Raw genomic sequence first — 17042 nt, forward strand, 5'->3', positions numbered from 1 at the left:
TTTTTGCTACTTAAAATAAAAATAATCCAATCCATATATGGAAGGAGCAAGACACCAAATGGCAAGAGAGTTCTCTTTAGAAAACACTCGTAATATTGGTATCATGGCTCACATCGATGCTGGTAAAACAACAGCAACTGAACGTATCCTGTACTATACAGGCCGTATTCATAAAATCGGTGAAACTCACGAAGGTGCATCTCAGATGGACTGGATGGAGCAAGAGCAAGAGCGTGGTATCACAATTACTTCTGCTGCAACTACAGCTCAATGGAAAGGTCACCGTGTAAACATCATTGACACTCCAGGACACGTAGACTTCACAGTAGAAGTAGAACGTTCTTTACGCGTACTTGATGGCGCAGTAGCAGTACTTGATGCACAATCTGGTGTAGAACCACAAACAGAAACTGTTTGGCGTCAGGCTACTACTTACGGCGTACCTCGTATCGTATTCGTTAACAAAATGGATAAAATCGGTGCAGACTTCTTATACTCTGTAGGTACAATCCATGACCGTTTACAAGCAAACGCACACCCAATTCAGTTACCAATCGGTGCTGAAGATGAGTTCAATGGTATCATTGATCTTGTTGAAGAGTGTGCTTACATGTACGGTAACGATTTAGGAACGGATATTCAACGTATCGAAATTCCTGAAGAACATAAAGAGCTAGCTGAAGAATACCGTGGGAAACTTATTGAAGCGGTAGCTGAGCTTGATGAAGAAATGATGATGAAGTACCTAGAAGGTGAAGAAATCACTGTAGAAGAGCTTAAAGCTGGTATCCGTAAGGCTACAACTTCTGTAGAATTCTTCCCAGTAATCTGTGGTTCTGCATTCAAAAATAAAGGTGTTCAAATTCTGTTAGATGCAGTTATCGACTACCTACCGTCTCCATTAGACGTACCTGCTATTAAAGGTACTCTTCCAGATACAGACGAAGAAGTAGAACGTCATTCTAGCGATGAAGAGCCTTTCGCGGCATTAGCATTCAAAATCATGACTGACCCTTATGTTGGTAAGTTAACATTCTTCCGTGTGTACTCTGGTGTGTTAAACTCTGGATCATACGTGAAAAACTCAACTAAAGGTAAGCGTGAGCGTGTAGGTCGTATCCTACAAATGCACGCAAACAGCCGTGAAGAGATTTCAACAGTTTACGCTGGTGACATCGCTGCTGCTGTAGGTTTAAAAGATACTACTACTGGTGATACTCTTTGTGACGAGAAGAGCCTTGTTATCCTTGAGTCTATGGAATTCCCAGAGCCAGTAATTTCTGTAGCTATCGAACCAAAATCTAAAGCTGACCAAGATAAAATGGGTACAGCATTATCTAAGCTTTCTGAAGAAGATCCAACATTCCGTGCTCACACTGACCAAGAAACTGGCCAAACAATCATCGCTGGTATGGGTGAACTTCACCTTGATATCATCGTTGACCGTATGCGCCGTGAATTCAAAGTAGAAGCAAACGTTGGTGCTCCTCAGGTAGCATACCGTGAGACTTTCCGCGCTGCTGCGAAAGTTGAAGGTAAGTTCGCTCGTCAATCTGGTGGTCGTGGACAATTCGGTCACGTTTGGATTGAGTTTGAACCTAACGAAGAAGGTAAAGGATTCGAATTCGAAAACAAGATCGTCGGTGGTGTAGTTCCACGTGAATACATCCCAGCTGTTGGAGCAGGTCTTGAAGATGCACTTAAAAATGGTGTACTAGCTGGTTATCCACTAGTTGACATTAAAGCTGCATTAGTTGACGGATCTTACCATGATGTTGACTCCTCTGAGATGGCGTTCAAAATCGCTGCATCTATGGCGCTTAAAGCTGCGGTTTCTAAATGTAGCCCAGTAATTCTTGAGCCAATGATGAAAGTTGAAGTTGTAATTCCTGAAGAGTACATGGGTGACATTATGGGTGACGTAACATCTCGTCGTGGACGTGTAGAAGGTATGGAAGCTCGCGGTAACGCACAAGTTGTTCGCGCTATGGTTCCACTTTCTGAAATGTTCGGTTATGCAACGTCATTACGTTCTAACACTCAAGGACGCGGAACATTCTCAATGACATTTGATCATTATGAAGAAGTACCGAAGTCTGTTTCAGAAGAAATTATTAAAAAAAATAAAGGTGAATAATTGATTTTTATCGATTGTTCAAGTATAACTACTTATGTAAGCTTAGAAAGTGAGGCTTAAGTCTTACTTTCTAGTCTAAATATAAAATAACCTATATAAACTAAGGAGGAATTTAGAATGGCTAAAGCTAAATTCGAACGTTCTAAACCCCATGTTAACATCGGTACAATTGGCCACGTTGACCATGGTAAAACTACATTAACTGCTGCGATCACTACAGTTCTTGCAAAAGCTGGTGGTGCTGAAGCACGCGGATACGACCAAATCGATGCTGCTCCAGAAGAAAGAGAGCGCGGTATCACAATCTCAACTGCACACGTTGAGTACGAAACTGAAACTCGTCACTATGCACACGTTGACTGCCCAGGACATGCTGACTATGTTAAAAACATGATCACTGGTGCTGCTCAAATGGACGGCGGTATCTTAGTAGTATCTGCTGCTGATGGCCCAATGCCTCAAACACGTGAGCACATCCTTCTTTCTCGTCAAGTAGGTGTACCTTACATCGTTGTATTCTTAAACAAATGCGACATGGTAGACGACGAAGAACTATTAGAATTAGTAGAAATGGAAGTTCGCGACCTATTATCTGAATACGGATTCCCAGGCGACGACATTCCTGTAGTTAAAGGTTCTGCTCTTAAAGCTCTTCAAGGAGATGCTGAGTGGGAAGCTAAAATCGTTGAGTTAATGGCTGAAGTTGATGCTTACATCCCAACTCCAGAACGTGAAACTGACAAACCATTCTTAATGCCTGTAGAGGATGTATTCTCTATCACAGGTCGTGGTACAGTTGCTACTGGTCGCGTAGAGCGCGGTGTAGTTAAAGTTGGTGACGTAGTAGAAATCATCGGTCTTGCTGAAGAGAATGCTACTACAACTGTAACTGGTGTAGAAATGTTCCGTAAGCTTCTTGACCAAGCTGAAGCTGGAGACAACATCGGTGCTTTACTTCGTGGGGTTGCTCGTGAAGATATCCAACGTGGACAAGTTCTTGCTAAAACTGGCTCTGTAAAAGCTCACGCTAAATTCAAAGCTGAAGTTTTCGTATTATCTAAAGAAGAAGGTGGACGTCACACTCCATTCTTCGCTAACTACCGTCCGCAATTCTATTTCCGTACAACTGACGTAACTGGTATCATCCAATTACCAGAAGGTACTGAAATGGTAATGCCTGGTGACAACGTTGAAATGACTATCGAACTTATCGCTCCAATCGCAATCGAAGAGGGAACTAAGTTCTCTATTCGTGAAGGTGGACGTACAGTAGGTTACGGCGTAGTTGCAACTATCGTTGAGTAATCTTAACTGATATATAAGACCCAAGGGATTTTCCCTTGGGTCTTTTTATGTTTATTTATATAGAAGAAAGGTTTTTTTAATTTTGATGAGTTTCTTCTATAGTATATAAATCGTAAAAATAGATAATCCAAAAACTGTAAAAAGAATTACGACAGATGAAAACTTGAAATTCTTTAAAGTGCCATGTATAATAGCAAAAGTAGAGAAAAGCAGATGCAAACAAAAAGATGCTTGCATCTAGACGAATAACATTGTATAATAGACAATGTTGGTCTTTGACTGCGATGAAGTGGAAGGTTGCTGACACACCCGGCCGCTTTGCCATGGCATGGTGTGAGGAAATTTCCATGGAGAAGGTCTATTTTAGAAATAGGCGAACGAAGGAGGGAAAATAATGGCAAAAGAAAAAATTCGTATCCGTTTAAAAGCTTACGATCACCGTATTCTTGATCAGTCAGCTGAGAAAATTGTAGAAACAGCTAAGCGTTCTGGGGCAACAGTTTCTGGTCCGATCCCATTACCAACTGAGAAAACTGTTTACACAATTCTTCGTGCTGTTCATAAGTACAAAGATTCTCGTGAGCAATTCGAAATGCGCACGCACAAACGTCTAATCGACATCGTGAGCCCTACTCCACAAACAGTAGACTCATTAATGCGTTTAGACTTACCATCTGGTGTAGATATCGAAATCAAACTATAATTTATATAACTTAAAAATGTAGGAGGTGTAACTCATGACCAAAGGAATCTTAGGAAGAAAGATCGGTATGACTCAAGTATTTGCTGAAAACGGTGAGCTAATCCCTGTAACAGTAATCGAATCAACTCCAAACGTTGTTCTTCAAAAGAAAACAACTGAAACTGATGGCTACAATGCGATCCAGTTAGGATTTGACGATAAACGTGAAAAATTAGCTAACAAGCCTGAACAAGGTCACGTTGCTAAAGCAACTACTGCTCCTAAGCGCTTCATTCGCGAAATCCGCGATGCAGACGTGGACGGATTAGAGGTTGGTCAAGAGGTAAAAGTTGAAGTTTTCACTGCAGGTGAAATCGTTGACGTAACAGGAATTTCTAAAGGTAAAGGTTTCCAAGGTGCTATTAAACGCCACGGACAATCTCGCGGACCTATGTCTCACGGTTCTCGTTATCACCGTCGTCCAGGTTCAATGGGCCCAGTTGCTCCGAACCGCGTATTCAAAGGCAAAAAACTTGCTGGACGTATGGGTGGAGACCAAGTTACGGTTCAAAACTTAGAAATCGTTCAAGTTGACGCTGAGCGCAACTTATTGTTAGTAAAAGGTAACGTTCCAGGTGCTAAGAAATCTCTTGTAGTTGTTCAAGGCGCTGTGAAGGCTAGCAAATAATTCACAATAGGAAGGAGGAATTCCAATGCCAAAAGTTACTTTATATAACCAAACTGGTTCACAGGTTGGTGAAATCGAATTAGCTGAAGCTATTTTCGGTATCGAACCAAATGAAGCTGTACTTTTTGAAGCTGTAATGATGCAACGTGCGTCTTTACGTCAAGGTACACACAAAGTAAAAACTCGCTCTGAAGTGCGCGGTGGAGGTCGTAAACCATGGCGTCAAAAAGGAACTGGACGTGCTCGTCAAGGTTCTATCCGCTCTCCTCAATGGCGTGGTGGTGGTACGGTATTCGGACCTACACCAAGAAGCTATGCTTACAAACTTCCTAAGAAAGTTCGTCGCTTAGCTATTAAATCTGCATTAGCTACTAAAGTAGTAGAGAACAACATTGTAGTTCTTGAAGACCTAGTGTTAAATGCACCAAAAACAAAAGACATGGTAGCAGTACTTAAAGGATTAACTGTTGAAAAGAAAGCTCTTATCGTAACTGCTGATGCAAACGAATCTGTAGAGTTATCTGCTCGCAATATTCCTGGAGTAACAGTAATCACTGCTGATGGCGTAAACGTTTTAGACGTGCTTCATCATGATAAGCTAATCATGACAAAAGCGGCAGTGGAAAAAGTAGAGGAGGTGCTTGCATAATGAGAGATCCTCGTGATATCATTAAGCGCCCAGTTATCACTGAACGTTCTATGGAAATGATGGCTGAAAAAAAATACACGTTCGATGTGGACGTTAAATCTAATAAAACAGAAGTTAAAGATGCTGTAGAAGCGATCTTTGGTGTTAAAGTAGAAAAAGTGAACATCATGAACTACAAGCCGAAAGCAAAACGCGTTGGTCGTCACGCTGGTTTTACTAACCGTCGTCGTAAAGCAATCGTTAAGCTAACTGCTGACAGCAAAGAAATCGAAATCTTCCAAGGCGTTTAATTCTTACTAAAGAAGGAGGGAAATTGAGATGGCAATTAAAAAGTATAATCCAACTACTAATGGTCGTCGTAACATGACAACGAATGATTTCGCTGAAATTACGACTGACAGACCGGAAAAATCTTTACTTGCGCCTTTAAGCAAAAAGGCTGGTCGTAATAACCAAGGTAAAATCACTGTACGTCACCAAGGTGGCGGACATAAGCGTCAATACCGTATCATCGACTTCAAACGTAACAAAGATGGAATTCCAGGACGCGTTGCTACGATCGAATACGATCCAAACCGCTCTGCGAATATCGCATTAATTAACTACGTTGACGGTGAAAAACGTTACATTCTTGCTCCTAAGAACTTAGAAGTAGGTATGGAAGTTATGTCTGGCGCTGATGCTGATATTAAAATCGGTAACGCATTACCATTAATCAACATTCCAGTAGGTACTGTTGTTCATAATATCGAGCTTAAGCCTGAACGCGGCGGACAATTAGTTCGTTCTGCAGGAACTTCTGCTCAAGTACTTGGTAAAGAAGGAAAATACGTACTTGTACGTTTAACTTCTGGTGAAGTACGTCTAGTATTATCTGCTTGTCGTGCTACAGTAGGTCAAGTAGGTAACGAACAACATGAACTTATCAAAATCGGTAAAGCAGGTCGCTCTCGCTGGTTAGGCAAGCGCCCAACTGTTCGTGGTTCTGTAATGAACCCAGTTGATCACCCACACGGTGGTGGTGAAGGTCGCTCACCAATCGGACGTAAGTCTCCAATGTCTCCATGGGGTAAACCAACTCTTGGATTCAAGACTCGTAAGAAAAATAAAGCGTCTGATAAATTTATCGTTCGTCGTCGTAAAAAATAATGGGATTGTAGTACGGTTCATTTCTAGAACCGTACGCCAATCACGAAGGGAGGCACCAAAATGGCTCGTAGCTTAAAAAAAGGACCATTTGTCGATGATCACTTAATGAGTAAAATGGAAAAATTAGTTGCATCTGAGCAAAAACAAGTTGTTAAAACTTGGTCTCGCCGTTCAACAATCTTCCCTCAGTTCATCGGTCATACAATTGCTGTATATGACGGTCGTAAACACGTACCTGTGTACATCACTGAGGATATGGTTGGCCATAAGTTAGGTGAATTCGCACCAACTCGTACGTATAAAGGTCACCTTGCTGACGATAAGAAAACTAGAAGATAATGAGAGGAGGCATTTCAATGCAAGCTAAAGCAGTAGCGAGAACAGTTCGTATTGCCCCTCGTAAAGTTCGTTTAGTAGTAGACTTAATCCGAGGTAAGCAAGTGGGTGAAGCGATTGCTATCCTTAACCACACACCAAAAACTGCTTCTCCAGTTGTAGAGAAAGTTTTAAAATCTGCAATCGCAAATGCAGAACATAATTATGAAATGGATGTTAACAACCTAGTTGTTGAAACAGTTTTCGTTGACGAAGGTCCTACGTTAAAACGTTTCCGTCCACGTGCAATGGGTCGTGCAAGCCAAATTAACAAACGCACAAGCCACATTACAGTTGTGGTATCAGAAAAAAAGGAGGGATAATCGATGGGTCAGAAGGTTAATCCAATTGGTCTTCGTGTCGGTGTTATTCGTGACTGGGAATCTCGTTGGTTCGCTGAAAAAGATTACGCTACACTTTTACATGAAGACATCAAAATCCGTGAATACATCACAGCTCGCTTAAAAGATTCTGCTGTTGCTAAAGTAGAAATCGAACGCGCAGCAAATCGTGTAAATGTTACAATTCACACTGCAAAACCTGGTATGGTAATTGGTAAAGGTGGTACTGAAGTTGAAGCACTTCGTAAAGCTCTTAACCAACTTACAGGCAAGCGTGTACACATCAACATTTTAGAAGTTAAGAGAGCTGATCTTAACGCTAAATTAGTAGGGGAAAACATCGCTCGTCAATTAGAAAACCGTGTATCTTTCCGTCGTGCACAGAAGCAAGTAATTCAACGTGCTATGCGTGCAGGAGCTAAAGGTATCAAAACACAGGTTTCTGGTCGTCTTGGCGGAGCTGATATCGCTCGTGCAGAATCTTACAGTGAAGGAACTGTTCCACTTCATACACTTCGCGCTGATATTGACTATGCAGCAGTTGAAGCTGATACAACATACGGTAAATTAGGCGTAAAAGTATGGATCTACCGTGGAGAAGTCCTTCCTACAAAAAAGAAAGCTTCTGAGGAAGGAGGAAAATAATATGTTAATGCCTAAACGCGTAAAATATCGTAGAGAGCATCGTGGTAAAATGCGTGGTCGTGCAAAAGGTGGAGCTGAAATTGCTTTCGGTGAATTCGGTCTTCAAGCGCAAAACGCTTCATGGATCACTAACCGTCAAATCGAAGCAGCTCGTCGTGCAATGACTCGTTATATGAAACGTGGCGGTAAAGTATGGATTAAAATTTTCCCTTCTAAACCTTACACTGCAAAACCTCTTGAAGTACGTATGGGTTCCGGTAAAGGGGCACCAGAAGGCTGGGTAGCAGTAGTAAAACCTGGGAAAATTATGTTCGAAATCGCGGGTGTATCTGAAGAGGTAGCACGCGAAGCATTACGTCTTGCAGCTCACAAATTACCAGTGAAATGTAAATTCGTAAAACGTGAAGAAAATGGTGGTGAATCTAATGAAAACTAATGATATTCGTGAATTAACCACTGCCGAAATCGAAACAAAAGTTAAAGCTTTAAAGGAAGAGTTGTTTAATCTTCGCTTCCAACTTGCTACAGGACAATTAGAGAATCCAACTCGCATTCGTGAAGTGCGTAAAGCGATCGCTCGTATGAAAACTGTAGTTCGTGAAAGAGAGATCGGAATTAATCGATAAATTGAGGGGAGGTTTGCAAAGTGAGCGAACGTAACCAACGCAAAGTTTATACTGGTCGTGTTGTATCTGACAAAATGGACAAAACGATTACAGTTTTAGTTGAAACTTACAAAACTCATTCCTTGTACGGAAAACGCGTTAAGTATTCTAAGAAGTACAAAGCGCATGATGAGCAAAACCAAGCAAAAGTTGGCGATATCGTTAAAATCATGGAAACTCGCCCGCTTTCTGCTACTAAGCGTTTCCGTTTAGTTGAAATCGTTGAAGAAGCGGTTATTATCTAAATAGACGAATCGGAATTTTTAGTCCGAAGGGAGGTTTCATAACATGATCCAACAAGAATCTCGTTTGAAAGTTGCTGACAACTCTGGTGCACGTGAACTTTTAACAATTAAAGTATTAGGCGGCTCTGGTCGTAAATATGCTAACATCGGTGATATTATCGTTGCTACGGTAAAACAAGCAACACCAGGTGGCGTTGTTAAAAAAGGTGACGTTGTTAAAGCAGTAGTGGTACGTACGAAGAGCGGAGCTCGTCGTCCGGACGGTTCTTACATTAAATTTGATGAAAACGCAGCGGTTATCATTAAAGACGATAAGAGCCCACGTGGTACTCGTATCTTCGGACCAGTAGCTCGTGAATTACGTGATAGCAATTTCATGAAGATCGTTTCTTTAGCTCCAGAAGTTCTATAATTTAAGGTATTGCCTTGCTAAGGAGGTGCAGAATTAAGATGCATGTAAAAAAAGGTGATAAAGTACAGGTAATCACTGGTAAAGACAAAGGAAAACAAGGTGTTATCCTAGTAGCTTTCCCAAAAGAAAACCGTGTTATCGTTGAGGGTGTTAACATCGTAAAGAAACACTCTAAGCCATCTCAATTAAATCCACAAGGTGGAATCATCACGAAAGAAGCACCTATTCACGTATCTAATGTTATGCCATTAGATCCGAAAACAGGTGAACCTACTCGCGTAGGCTTCAAAGTGGAAGATGGTAAAAAAGTTCGTATTGCAAAAAAATCTGGTGAATTATTAGATAAATAATTTTCTTAAGAAAGGAGGTCACTTCATTGAATCGCCTTAAAGAGAAGTTCCAAAAGGAAATTACTCCTGCTCTAGTGAGCAAGTTTAACTATAAATCTGTAATGCAAGTACCGAAGATCGAAAAGATCGTTATCAACACTGGTGTTGGTGATGCGGTAGCAAACTCTAAAGCATTAGACAATGCTGTAGAGGAATTAACTCAAATCACAGGTCAAAAACCTGTTATCACTCGCGCGAAGAAATCTATCGCAGGTTTCCGTCTTCGTGAAGGTATGCCTATCGGTGCGAAAGTTACTTTACGCGGTGAGCAAATGTATGAGTTCTTCGACAAATTAGTAGCTGTTTCTTTACCACGTGTACGTGATTTCCGTGGTGTATCTAAGAAATCTTTTGATGGTCGTGGTAACTATACGTTAGGTGTTAAAGAGCAACTTATTTTCCCTGAGATTGATTATGATAAAGTAAGCAAAGTCCGCGGTATGGACATCGTAATCGTTACTACAGCGAAAACTGATGAAGAAGCTCGTGAACTTTTAACACAATTCGGTATGCCATTCCAAAAATAATGGAAGCCAACGCTAAGTAGAGGAGGCGAAAACGTGGCTAAAAAATCTATGATTGCGAAACAAAAGCGTACTCCTAAGTTTAAAGTACAAGAGTATACACGTTGCGAACGCTGCGGTCGTCCGCATTCTGTATACCGCAAATTTAAACTTTGCCGTATTTGTTTCCGTGAACTTGCATATAAAGGTCAAATTCCTGGTGTTAAAAAAGCTAGTTGGTAAAACCCACAAATGGGAAGGAGGTAAAACACATGGTGATGACAGATCCAATTGCAGATATGCTTACTCGCATCCGTAATGCGAACATGGTACGTCATGAGAAATTAGAGGTTCCTGCTTCTAAAATCAAAAAAGAGATCGCTGAACTTTTAAAACGTGAAGGTTTCATTCGTGATGTAGAATACATCGAGGATAACAAACAAGGTATCCTTCGTATTTTCCTGAAATATGGTGCAAACAATGAACGTGTAATCACTGGATTAAAACGTATCAGTAAACCTGGCTTACGCGTTTACGCTAAAGCTGACGAAGTACCACGTGTACTTAACGGATTAGGTATCGCTCTTGTTTCTACATCTAAGGGAGTAATGACAGACAAAGATGCTCGTCAATTACAAACTGGTGGAGAAGTAGTAGCATACGTTTGGTAATATATATTTAAAACGAACGGAGGTGTGACCACATGTCTCGTATTGGTAAAAAGATTCTTGAAATCCCTGCAGGTGTTACTATCACAGTTGCAGAAGACAATACTGTAACAGTAAAAGGCCCTAAAGGTGAATTAACTCGTACTTTCAATGCTGATATGTCTATCAAAATTGAAGAAAATACACTAACAGTTGAGCGTCCATCTGAACAGAAGGAACACCGTGCATTACACGGTACAACTCGTGCTTTAATCGGAAACATGGTTGAAGGTGTAACTACAGGTTTCGCACGCGGACTTGAATTAGTCGGTGTTGGTTACCGTGCTCAAAAACAAGGTGATAAACTTGTATTAAGCGTAGGTTATTCTCATCCAGTAGAAATGACTCCGGAAGCAGGACTTGAAGTTGAAGTACCTGCACCAACTAAAATCGTAATTAAAGGTATCGACAAGCAACGTGTTGGCGAATTTGCTGCTAACATCCGTGCTGTACGTGCTCCAGAGCCATATAAAGGCAAAGGTATTCGTTACGAAGGCGAAGTTGTTCGTCGTAAAGAAGGTAAAACTGCTAAGTAAACCCGTTAGGTGAGAGAAAGGAGTGACAAGAATGATCACTAAAGCTGATAAAAATGCGACTCGTAAGAAAAGACATGCACGCGTACGTGCTAAACTTACTGGTACTGCAGAACGTCCACGTTTAAACGTATTCCGTTCTAATCAACATATTTACGCTCAAGTTATTGATGATGTAAATGGTGTAACATTAGTAAGTGCATCTACTCTTGATAAAGACCTTGCTCTTAACGGTACTAGCAATATTGAAGCTGCTACGAAAGTTGGAGAATCAGTTGCTAAGCGTGCTGTAGAGAAAGGCGTTAAAGAAGTAGTATTTGATCGCGGTGGTTACTTATACCATGGCCGTGTTAAAGCTCTAGCTGAAGCTGCTCGTGAGGCTGGATTACAATTTTAATGGTCAAAGGAGGGAAAATTGATGCATCGCATTGACCCAAGTAAATTAGAACTTGAAGAACGTGTAGTTACGATAAATCGTGTCGCGAAAGTTGTTAAGGGTGGTCGTCGTTTCCGCTTTGCTGCACTAGTTGTAGTTGGCGATAAAAACGGTCATGTTGGATTCGGTACGGGTAAAGCACAAGAGGTACCAGACGCAATTCGCAAAGCTATCGAAGACGCTAAGAAAAACTTAATCACAGTACCATTAGTTGGTACAACAATTCCACACACAATCAACGGTCATTTTGGAGCTGGTGAAGTATTCTTAAAACCTGCTGCTGAAGGTACTGGAGTTATTGCTGGTGGACCAGTTCGTGCGGTTCTTGAATTAGCTGGTGTACAAGATATTCTTTCGAAATCTCTTGGTTCTAACACACCAATTAACATGATTCGCGCTACTGTGAACGGATTAAGCGAACTTAAGCGTGCTGAAGATGTTGCAAAATTACGCGGTAAATCTGTAGAAGAGCTACTAGGTTAAGAAGGAGGGAAAACAAATGGCGAAAAAGTTAGAAATTACCCTCACTCGTAGTGTAATTGGTCGTCCACAAGATCAACGTGCGACGGTAGAAGCTTTAGGTCTTAAAAAGTTGAATTCAACTGTAGTTAAGGAAGAAACTCCTGCTATTCTTGGTATGATCAACAAAGTTTCTCACCTTGTAACTGTAAAAGAAGCTTAAGGATAACTCATTAATATAAGGAGGTGCCTGGGAATGAAACTTCATGAATTAAAACCTGCAGAAGGTTCTCGTAAAGTACGTAACCGTGTCGGTCGCGGTATCGGTTCTGGTAACGGTAAAACTGCTGGTAAAGGTCATAAAGGACAAAACGCACGTTCTGGCGGCGGTGTTCGTCTTGGCTTTGAAGGTGGTCAAACTCCACTATTCCGTCGTTTACCAAAACGCGGCTTCACAAACATTAACCGTAAAGAGTTTGCTATCGTAAACTTAGCAACGTTAAATCGTTTTGAAGATGGTACAGAAGTAACACCTGAATTATTGCTGGAAACTGGCGTTATCAGCAAATTAAACGACGGTGTTAAAGTTCTTGCAAGCGGAGCAGTTGAGAAAAAACTTACTGTTAAAGCGCACAAGTTCTCTTCAAGTGCTAAAGAAGCAATTGAAGCAGCTGGCGGAACAGTTGAGGTGATCTAATGTTTCGTACAATCTCCAACTTTATGCGCGTTGCTGAGATAAGACGTAAAATATTATTCACTTTAGCGATGTTAATCGTATTCAGGATTGGCACGTTTATCCCAGTGCCATTTACAAATGGAGATGTACTGAAAGCACAAGATCAGTTAAATGCATTAGGAATCCTAAATACATTTGGCGGTGGCGCTTTGAAAAACTTCTCCATCTTCGCGATGGGAATCATGCCGTATATTACAGCATCCATCATCGTGCAATTATTGCAGATGGATGTTGTTCCTAAATTTTCGGAATGGTCGAAGCAAGGCGAAATGGGCCGTCGTAAGTTAACACAATTCACGCGTTACTTTACGATTGTTCTTGCGTTTATTCAGGCGTTTGGTATGTCAATCGGTTTTAACGGTATGGCAGGTGGCCAGTTAATTTTGAATCCAGGTTGGAGCACTTATTTATACATTGCAACGGTACTGACTGCTGGTACTGCATTTTTAATGTGGTTAGGTGAACAGATTACCGCTAAAGGTGTAGGAAATGGTATTTCCATTATTATCTTTGGTGGTATTGCCGCGGCGATCCCAAATGTATTACATCAAGTATACTTACAACAGTTTCAAAATGTCGGAGATCAACTGTTCATGAGTATCGTTAAAGTCGTATTGGTTTTACTAGCTGTGCTAGCAGTTGTAGTGGGTGTTATTTTCATCCAACAAGCTGTTAGAAAGATCCCGATTCAATATGCGAAGCGTGTAACAGGAGGAAATGGTAGTTATACTGGAGCACAAAACACACATTTACCGCTTAAGGTAAATAGTGCGGGTGTTATTCCAGTAATTTTTGCTGTTTCATTCTTAATTACACCTCCAACTATTGCACAGTTCTTCCCGAATCATGATATATCGCAGTGGATTATCAAAAACTTTAACTATTCTCACCCTGTGGGAATGATTATATATGTAGCGCTCATTGTAGCTTTCGCATATTTCTATGCATTTGTTCAGGTTAATCCAGAGCAAATGGCAGAGAATCTAAACAAACAAGGTGGATATGTTCCTGGTATTCGTCCGGGTAAGAATACAGAACAATATCTAACAAAAATCTTGTATCGTTTGACCTTTGTAGGATCTATTTTCCTAGCAGCGATTGCAATTCTTCCAGTTATATTTACCAAGCTGGGGAACCTTCCTCCATCTGCACAGATTGGTGGAACGAGTATGTTAATCGTTGTCGGCGTTGCTTTAGAAACAATGAAGCAGCTAGAAAGCCAACTGGTAAAACGCCATTACAAAGGGTTTATCAAGCAGTGAGTAAGTGGGAAGAGGTGTCTTCCCTACATGCTCATTATGAGGGGGAACAAAGATGAACTTAATTTTAATGGGGCTTCCTGGTGCCGGTAAAGGTACACAAGCCGAGCAGATTGTTGCCAAGTATAACATCCCTCACATCTCAACAGGTGATATGTTCCGTGCAGCTATGAAGGCTGAAACTGAACTTGGTTTACAAGCTAAGTCCTTTATTGATAAAGGTGCGCTTGTTCCAGATGAAGTTACAATCGGAATCGTTCGTGAACGTCTAAGTCAAGAAGACTGCGTTAAAGGCTTCTTACTAGATGGTTTCCCACGAACAGTTGCACAAGCATCTGCGCTTGAAGAGATTATGAAAGATCTTGGCAAAAAAATCGACTATGTTTTAAACATTAATGTGGATTCAGGATTGCTATTAAAACGTCTTACAGGCCGTCGCATTTGTAAAGAGTGCGGTGCGACTTACCATTTAGAATTCAATCCGCCAGCAAAAGCGGACGTGTGTGATAAATGTGGTGGCGAATTATATCAACGCTCTGATGACAATGAAGAGACTGTAGCAAATCGTTTAGAAGTAAATATTAAGCAAACAAAACCTTTGCTTGATTTCTACGAGGAGCTTGGTTACTTACAAAGCATTAATGGTGAGCAAGATATCAATAAAGTATTTGCTGATATCGATGTTCTCATCGGAGGCTTAGCGTAATGATCATTTGCAAAACTCCTCGCGAGATAGAAATCATGCGAGAAGCTGGCAAGATCGTTGCTTTAACTCATCAAGAGTTGAAAAAGCATATTGCTCCAGGAATTACAACGAAAGAGCTCGATCAAATAGCGGAAAAGACGATTCGAAAATATGGTGCTACGCCATCTTTTAAAGGATACAACGGATTTCCGGGAAGCATCTGTGCTTCTGTAAATGAAGAGCTTGTACATGGGATTCCAGGAAAGCGCAAGCTCCAAGAAGGCGATATCATCAGTATCGATATTGGTGCGAAATACAATGGGTACCATGGAGATTCTGCATGGACGTATCCAGTAGGAAACATTTCTGAATCTGTTCAAAAGCTACTTGATGTCACAGAAAAATCGTTGTATCTTGGTCTAGAACAAGTAAAACCAGGCGAGAGATTATCAAATATCTCACATGCGGTTCAAACGTATGCTGAAGATAATGGGTTCTCGATCGTTAGGGAGTATGTTGGTCACGGAATCGGGCAAGACTTACATGAAGACCCACAAATCCCGCACTATGGTCCACCAAATAAAGGTCCTAGATTAAAGCCGGGAATGGTCATCTGTGTTGAGCCGATGGTGAACCAAGGAAGACGATATGTAAAAACACTATCTGATGACTGGACAGTGGTAACGGTAGATGGTAAATGGTGTGCCCACTTTGAGCACACGATTGCTCTTACAGAAGCAGGATACGAAATCCTTACCACTTTATAAGTAGCTGGCTCTCCGGGATTTCAGAACAGTGTAAAATGTTACTGATTTGAAGAAGGGAGAACTATTGAATGGCTAAAGATGATGTAATTGAAGTCGAAGGTACCGTTCTTGAAACGTTGCCAAATGCTATGTTCAAAGTAGAATTAGAGAATGGGCATGTCGTATTGGCTCACGTTTCTGGTAAAATCCGTATGAACTTCATTCGTATTTTACCAGGAGACAAAGTTACGGTAGAATTATCTCCGTACGATTTAAATCGTGGTCGTATTACGTACCGTTTTAAATAATATAGCACTCCGTAATCTTTAAGGAGGTTCGAGACATGAAAGTAAGACCGTCAGTTAAACCAATCTGCGAAAAATGTAAAGTTATTCGTAGACGTGGAAAAGTAATGGTTATTTGTGAAAACCCTAAACATAAACAAAAACAAGGTTAATCAGAAGGAGGTGCATTCGTAATGGCACGTATCGCAGGTGTAGATATTCCTCGTGACAAACGCGTTGTTATTTCTTTAACTTACGTATTCGGCATTGGTCGTACTACTGCTGAAAAAATTCTTGCTGAAGCTGGTGTTTCTGAAGAAACACGAGTTCGTGATTTAACGGAAGACGAATTAGGACGTATCCGTGATATCATCGATCGTATTAAAGTTGAGGGAGACCTTCGTCGTGAAGTATCTCTTAACATTAAACGTCTAATGGAGATCGGTTCTTACCGTGGTCTTCGTCACCGTCGTGGTTTACCAGTTCGTGGTCAAAACTCTAAAAACAATGCTCGTACGCGTAAAGGTCCACGTCGTACAGTAGCAAATAAAAAGAAATAATAAGTAAAGGAGGTTGAACTAACAATGGCACGTAAAACAAACACTCGTAAAAAACGTGTGAAAAAGAATATTGAAGCTGGTGTAGCTCATATTCGTTCTACTTTCAACAACACAATTGTAACACTTACAGATACTCACGGTAACGCGCTTTCTTGGTCTAGTGCTGGTGCACTTGGTTTCCGTGGATCTCGTAAATCTACTCCATTCGCTGCGCAAATGGCTGCTGAAACTGCTGCTAAAGCTGCAATGGAGCACGGTTTAAAAACTTTAGAGGTTACTGTAAAAGGTCCTGGTGCTGGTCGTGAAGCTGCAATTCGTGCTCTTCAAGCTGCAGGTCTAGAAGTAACAGCAATTAGAGATGTTACTCCAGTTCCTCATAATGGATGTCGTCCACCAAAACGTCGTCGTGTGTAATTTTTCTGTATAGAATTTTCCCTTTTGTCTATAATGGA

General features: G+C 41.0%; 30 protein-coding genes. All 30 read left to right on the forward strand.

The genetic code is table 11. The features are described 5' to 3' along the window. The first annotated feature begins 58 nt into the window (after positions 1-58). The 30 genes from fusA to rpsK all read left to right on the forward strand — a co-directional run bounded on the left by fusA (position 59) and on the right by rpsK (position 17004). On the forward strand, positions 59-2137 hold the full coding sequence (gene fusA, locus V7183_RS03140) for an elongation factor G (protein WP_097898937.1): 2079 nt from the start codon (positions 59-61) through the stop codon (positions 2135-2137). A gap of 117 nt (positions 2138-2254) precedes the next feature. After that, on the forward strand, positions 2255-3442 hold the full coding sequence (tuf, locus tag V7183_RS03145; protein ID WP_097898936.1) for an elongation factor Tu: 1188 nt from the start codon (positions 2255-2257) through the stop codon (positions 3440-3442). Positions 3443-3836: 394 nt separating this feature from the next. After that, positions 3837-4145: a 30S ribosomal protein S10 gene (rpsJ, locus tag V7183_RS03150; protein ID WP_001040596.1), complete on the forward strand. Its 309-nt coding sequence runs from the start codon at positions 3837-3839 to the stop codon at positions 4143-4145. A gap of 34 nt (positions 4146-4179) precedes the next feature. Next, positions 4180-4812, forward strand: a complete 633-nt coding sequence (gene rplC / locus V7183_RS03155) for a 50S ribosomal protein L3 (RefSeq protein WP_097898935.1) — start codon at positions 4180-4182, stop codon at positions 4810-4812. A gap of 25 nt (positions 4813-4837) precedes the next feature. Next, positions 4838-5461 (forward strand): 50S ribosomal protein L4, encoded by a 624-nt coding sequence (gene rplD, locus V7183_RS03160; protein WP_097898934.1) that lies wholly within the window; start codon positions 4838-4840, stop codon positions 5459-5461. Further along, positions 5461-5751, forward strand: coding sequence for a 50S ribosomal protein L23 (gene rplW / locus V7183_RS03165; protein WP_097898933.1), 291 nt, complete (start codon positions 5461-5463; stop codon positions 5749-5751). The genes rplD and rplW overlap by 1 nt, the downstream gene beginning before the upstream one ends. 28 nt (positions 5752-5779) lie before the next feature. Further along, a complete protein-coding gene (rplB, locus tag V7183_RS03170; protein WP_335358660.1) occupies positions 5780-6610 on the forward strand; it encodes a 50S ribosomal protein L2 in 831 nt (276 codons plus the stop codon). Positions 6611-6670: 60 nt separating this feature from the next. Continuing rightward, entirely contained in the window at positions 6671-6949 is a 279-nt protein-coding gene (rpsS, locus tag V7183_RS03175) for a 30S ribosomal protein S19 (protein ID WP_000124454.1), read from the forward strand. Positions 6950-6966: 17 nt separating this feature from the next. Further along, the gene (gene rplV / locus V7183_RS03180) at positions 6967-7308 is read left to right on the forward strand and encodes a 50S ribosomal protein L22 (RefSeq protein WP_097898931.1); all 342 of its coding nucleotides are present in this window, start codon (positions 6967-6969) and stop codon (positions 7306-7308) included. A 3-nt stretch (positions 7309-7311) separates the two neighbouring features. Continuing rightward, positions 7312-7971 carry a 30S ribosomal protein S3 gene (gene rpsC / locus V7183_RS03185; RefSeq protein ID WP_097898930.1) on the forward strand — a complete coding sequence of 220 codons (660 nt, stop codon included), beginning with the start codon at positions 7312-7314 and terminating at the stop codon, positions 7969-7971. A gap of 1 nt (position 7972) precedes the next feature. After that, positions 7973-8407: a 50S ribosomal protein L16 gene (rplP, locus tag V7183_RS03190; protein WP_097898929.1), complete on the forward strand. Its 435-nt coding sequence runs from the start codon at positions 7973-7975 to the stop codon at positions 8405-8407. Beyond that, positions 8397-8597, forward strand: coding sequence for a 50S ribosomal protein L29 (gene rpmC / locus V7183_RS03195; RefSeq protein WP_000855718.1), 201 nt, complete (start codon positions 8397-8399; stop codon positions 8595-8597). The genes rplP and rpmC overlap by 11 nt, the downstream gene beginning before the upstream one ends. Positions 8598-8617: 20 nt before the next feature. Continuing rightward, positions 8618-8881: a 30S ribosomal protein S17 gene (rpsQ, locus tag V7183_RS03200; protein ID WP_011983253.1), complete on the forward strand. Its 264-nt coding sequence runs from the start codon at positions 8618-8620 to the stop codon at positions 8879-8881. Positions 8882-8924: 43 nt separating this feature from the next. After that, positions 8925-9293: a 50S ribosomal protein L14 gene (rplN, locus tag V7183_RS03205; protein ID WP_000615912.1), complete on the forward strand. Its 369-nt coding sequence runs from the start codon at positions 8925-8927 to the stop codon at positions 9291-9293. A gap of 38 nt (positions 9294-9331) precedes the next feature. Next, positions 9332-9643, forward strand: a complete 312-nt coding sequence (gene rplX, locus V7183_RS03210; protein WP_017150133.1) for a 50S ribosomal protein L24 — start codon at positions 9332-9334, stop codon at positions 9641-9643. 26 nt (positions 9644-9669) lie between these two features. Then, positions 9670-10209 (forward strand): 50S ribosomal protein L5, encoded by a 540-nt coding sequence (gene rplE, locus V7183_RS03215; RefSeq protein ID WP_097898928.1) that lies wholly within the window; start codon positions 9670-9672, stop codon positions 10207-10209. 33 nt (positions 10210-10242) lie between these two features. Then, positions 10243-10428 (forward strand): 30S ribosomal protein S14, encoded by a 186-nt coding sequence (gene rpsN / locus V7183_RS03220; RefSeq protein WP_001085700.1) that lies wholly within the window; start codon positions 10243-10245, stop codon positions 10426-10428. 29 nt (positions 10429-10457) lie between these two features. After that, complete coding sequence (gene rpsH, locus V7183_RS03225) at positions 10458-10856, forward strand: 30S ribosomal protein S8 (RefSeq protein ID WP_000245511.1); 399 nt, start codon at positions 10458-10460, stop codon at positions 10854-10856. Positions 10857-10888: 32 nt separating this feature from the next. Next, on the forward strand, positions 10889-11428 hold the full coding sequence (gene rplF / locus V7183_RS03230) for a 50S ribosomal protein L6 (RefSeq protein WP_003194369.1): 540 nt from the start codon (positions 10889-10891) through the stop codon (positions 11426-11428). Positions 11429-11459: 31 nt separating this feature from the next. After that, positions 11460-11822 (forward strand): 50S ribosomal protein L18, encoded by a 363-nt coding sequence (gene rplR, locus V7183_RS03235; protein WP_000628816.1) that lies wholly within the window; start codon positions 11460-11462, stop codon positions 11820-11822. A gap of 21 nt (positions 11823-11843) precedes the next feature. Next, the gene (gene rpsE, locus V7183_RS03240) at positions 11844-12344 is read left to right on the forward strand and encodes a 30S ribosomal protein S5 (RefSeq protein ID WP_003194373.1); all 501 of its coding nucleotides are present in this window, start codon (positions 11844-11846) and stop codon (positions 12342-12344) included. A gap of 16 nt (positions 12345-12360) precedes the next feature. Then, on the forward strand, positions 12361-12543 hold the full coding sequence (gene rpmD, locus V7183_RS03245; RefSeq protein WP_001085234.1) for a 50S ribosomal protein L30: 183 nt from the start codon (positions 12361-12363) through the stop codon (positions 12541-12543). Between the two features lie 33 nt (positions 12544-12576). After that, positions 12577-13017: a 50S ribosomal protein L15 gene (gene rplO / locus V7183_RS03250; RefSeq protein ID WP_017150138.1), complete on the forward strand. Its 441-nt coding sequence runs from the start codon at positions 12577-12579 to the stop codon at positions 13015-13017. Further along, the gene (gene secY / locus V7183_RS03255; RefSeq protein ID WP_097898927.1) at positions 13017-14318 is read left to right on the forward strand and encodes a preprotein translocase subunit SecY; all 1302 of its coding nucleotides are present in this window, start codon (positions 13017-13019) and stop codon (positions 14316-14318) included. Before rplO ends, secY begins: the two co-directional genes overlap by 1 nt. 52 nt (positions 14319-14370) lie before the next feature. Next, positions 14371-15021 (forward strand): adenylate kinase, encoded by a 651-nt coding sequence (locus V7183_RS03260; protein WP_097898926.1) that lies wholly within the window; start codon positions 14371-14373, stop codon positions 15019-15021. After that, entirely contained in the window at positions 15021-15767 is a 747-nt protein-coding gene (gene map / locus V7183_RS03265) for a type I methionyl aminopeptidase (RefSeq protein ID WP_097898925.1), read from the forward strand. Before V7183_RS03260 ends, map begins: the two co-directional genes overlap by 1 nt. A 68-nt stretch (positions 15768-15835) precedes the next feature. Further along, the gene (gene infA, locus V7183_RS03270; RefSeq protein WP_001029884.1) at positions 15836-16054 is read left to right on the forward strand and encodes a translation initiation factor IF-1; all 219 of its coding nucleotides are present in this window, start codon (positions 15836-15838) and stop codon (positions 16052-16054) included. Positions 16055-16089: 35 nt separating this feature from the next. Continuing rightward, entirely contained in the window at positions 16090-16203 is a 114-nt protein-coding gene (rpmJ, locus tag V7183_RS03275) for a 50S ribosomal protein L36 (protein WP_000868344.1), read from the forward strand. Positions 16204-16224: 21 nt separating this feature from the next. Then, positions 16225-16590 carry a 30S ribosomal protein S13 gene (gene rpsM, locus V7183_RS03280; RefSeq protein ID WP_000090789.1) on the forward strand — a complete coding sequence of 122 codons (366 nt, stop codon included), beginning with the start codon at positions 16225-16227 and terminating at the stop codon, positions 16588-16590. 24 nt (positions 16591-16614) lie between these two features. After that, positions 16615-17004, forward strand: coding sequence for a 30S ribosomal protein S11 (gene rpsK, locus V7183_RS03285; protein WP_000101799.1), 390 nt, complete (start codon positions 16615-16617; stop codon positions 17002-17004). The last annotated feature ends 38 nt before the right edge of the window (positions 17005-17042 follow it).

Source organism: Bacillus sp. JJ1127, assembly GCF_036965845.1.
GTDB lineage: Bacteria > Bacillota > Bacilli > Bacillales > Bacillaceae_G > Bacillus_A.

Bases quoted from the DNA above. Each gene is read 5' to 3' on its own strand.
- fusA (WP_097898937.1), top strand. From the start codon at position 59: ATGGCAAGAGAGTTCTCTTTAGAAAACACTCGTAATATTGGTATCATG.
- tuf (WP_097898936.1), top strand. From the start codon at position 2,255: ATGGCTAAAGCTAAATTCGAACGTTCTAAACCCCATGTTAACATCGGT.
- rpsJ (WP_001040596.1), top strand. From the start codon at position 3,837: ATGGCAAAAGAAAAAATTCGTATCCGTTTAAAAGCTTACGATCACCGT.
- rplC (WP_097898935.1), top strand. From the start codon at position 4,180: ATGACCAAAGGAATCTTAGGAAGAAAGATCGGTATGACTCAAGTATTT.
- rplD (WP_097898934.1), top strand. From the start codon at position 4,838: ATGCCAAAAGTTACTTTATATAACCAAACTGGTTCACAGGTTGGTGAA.
- rplW (WP_097898933.1), top strand. From the start codon at position 5,461: ATGAGAGATCCTCGTGATATCATTAAGCGCCCAGTTATCACTGAACGT.
- rplB (WP_335358660.1), top strand. From the start codon at position 5,780: ATGGCAATTAAAAAGTATAATCCAACTACTAATGGTCGTCGTAACATG.
- rpsS (WP_000124454.1), top strand. From the start codon at position 6,671: ATGGCTCGTAGCTTAAAAAAAGGACCATTTGTCGATGATCACTTAATG.
- rplV (WP_097898931.1), top strand. From the start codon at position 6,967: ATGCAAGCTAAAGCAGTAGCGAGAACAGTTCGTATTGCCCCTCGTAAA.
- rpsC (WP_097898930.1), top strand. From the start codon at position 7,312: ATGGGTCAGAAGGTTAATCCAATTGGTCTTCGTGTCGGTGTTATTCGT.
- rplP (WP_097898929.1), top strand. From the start codon at position 7,973: ATGTTAATGCCTAAACGCGTAAAATATCGTAGAGAGCATCGTGGTAAA.
- rpmC (WP_000855718.1), top strand. From the start codon at position 8,397: ATGAAAACTAATGATATTCGTGAATTAACCACTGCCGAAATCGAAACA.
- rplN (WP_000615912.1), top strand. From the start codon at position 8,925: ATGATCCAACAAGAATCTCGTTTGAAAGTTGCTGACAACTCTGGTGCA.
- rplX (WP_017150133.1), top strand. From the start codon at position 9,332: ATGCATGTAAAAAAAGGTGATAAAGTACAGGTAATCACTGGTAAAGAC.
- rpsH (WP_000245511.1), top strand. From the start codon at position 10,458: ATGGTGATGACAGATCCAATTGCAGATATGCTTACTCGCATCCGTAAT.
- rplF (WP_003194369.1), top strand. From the start codon at position 10,889: ATGTCTCGTATTGGTAAAAAGATTCTTGAAATCCCTGCAGGTGTTACT.
- rplR (WP_000628816.1), top strand. From the start codon at position 11,460: ATGATCACTAAAGCTGATAAAAATGCGACTCGTAAGAAAAGACATGCA.
- rpsE (WP_003194373.1), top strand. From the start codon at position 11,844: ATGCATCGCATTGACCCAAGTAAATTAGAACTTGAAGAACGTGTAGTT.
- rpmD (WP_001085234.1), top strand. From the start codon at position 12,361: ATGGCGAAAAAGTTAGAAATTACCCTCACTCGTAGTGTAATTGGTCGT.
- rplO (WP_017150138.1), top strand. From the start codon at position 12,577: ATGAAACTTCATGAATTAAAACCTGCAGAAGGTTCTCGTAAAGTACGT.
- secY (WP_097898927.1), top strand. From the start codon at position 13,017: ATGTTTCGTACAATCTCCAACTTTATGCGCGTTGCTGAGATAAGACGT.
- V7183_RS03260 (WP_097898926.1), top strand. From the start codon at position 14,371: ATGAACTTAATTTTAATGGGGCTTCCTGGTGCCGGTAAAGGTACACAA.
- map (WP_097898925.1), top strand. From the start codon at position 15,021: ATGATCATTTGCAAAACTCCTCGCGAGATAGAAATCATGCGAGAAGCT.
- infA (WP_001029884.1), top strand. From the start codon at position 15,836: ATGGCTAAAGATGATGTAATTGAAGTCGAAGGTACCGTTCTTGAAACG.
- rpmJ (WP_000868344.1), top strand. From the start codon at position 16,090: ATGAAAGTAAGACCGTCAGTTAAACCAATCTGCGAAAAATGTAAAGTT.
- rpsM (WP_000090789.1), top strand. From the start codon at position 16,225: ATGGCACGTATCGCAGGTGTAGATATTCCTCGTGACAAACGCGTTGTT.
- rpsK (WP_000101799.1), top strand. From the start codon at position 16,615: ATGGCACGTAAAACAAACACTCGTAAAAAACGTGTGAAAAAGAATATT.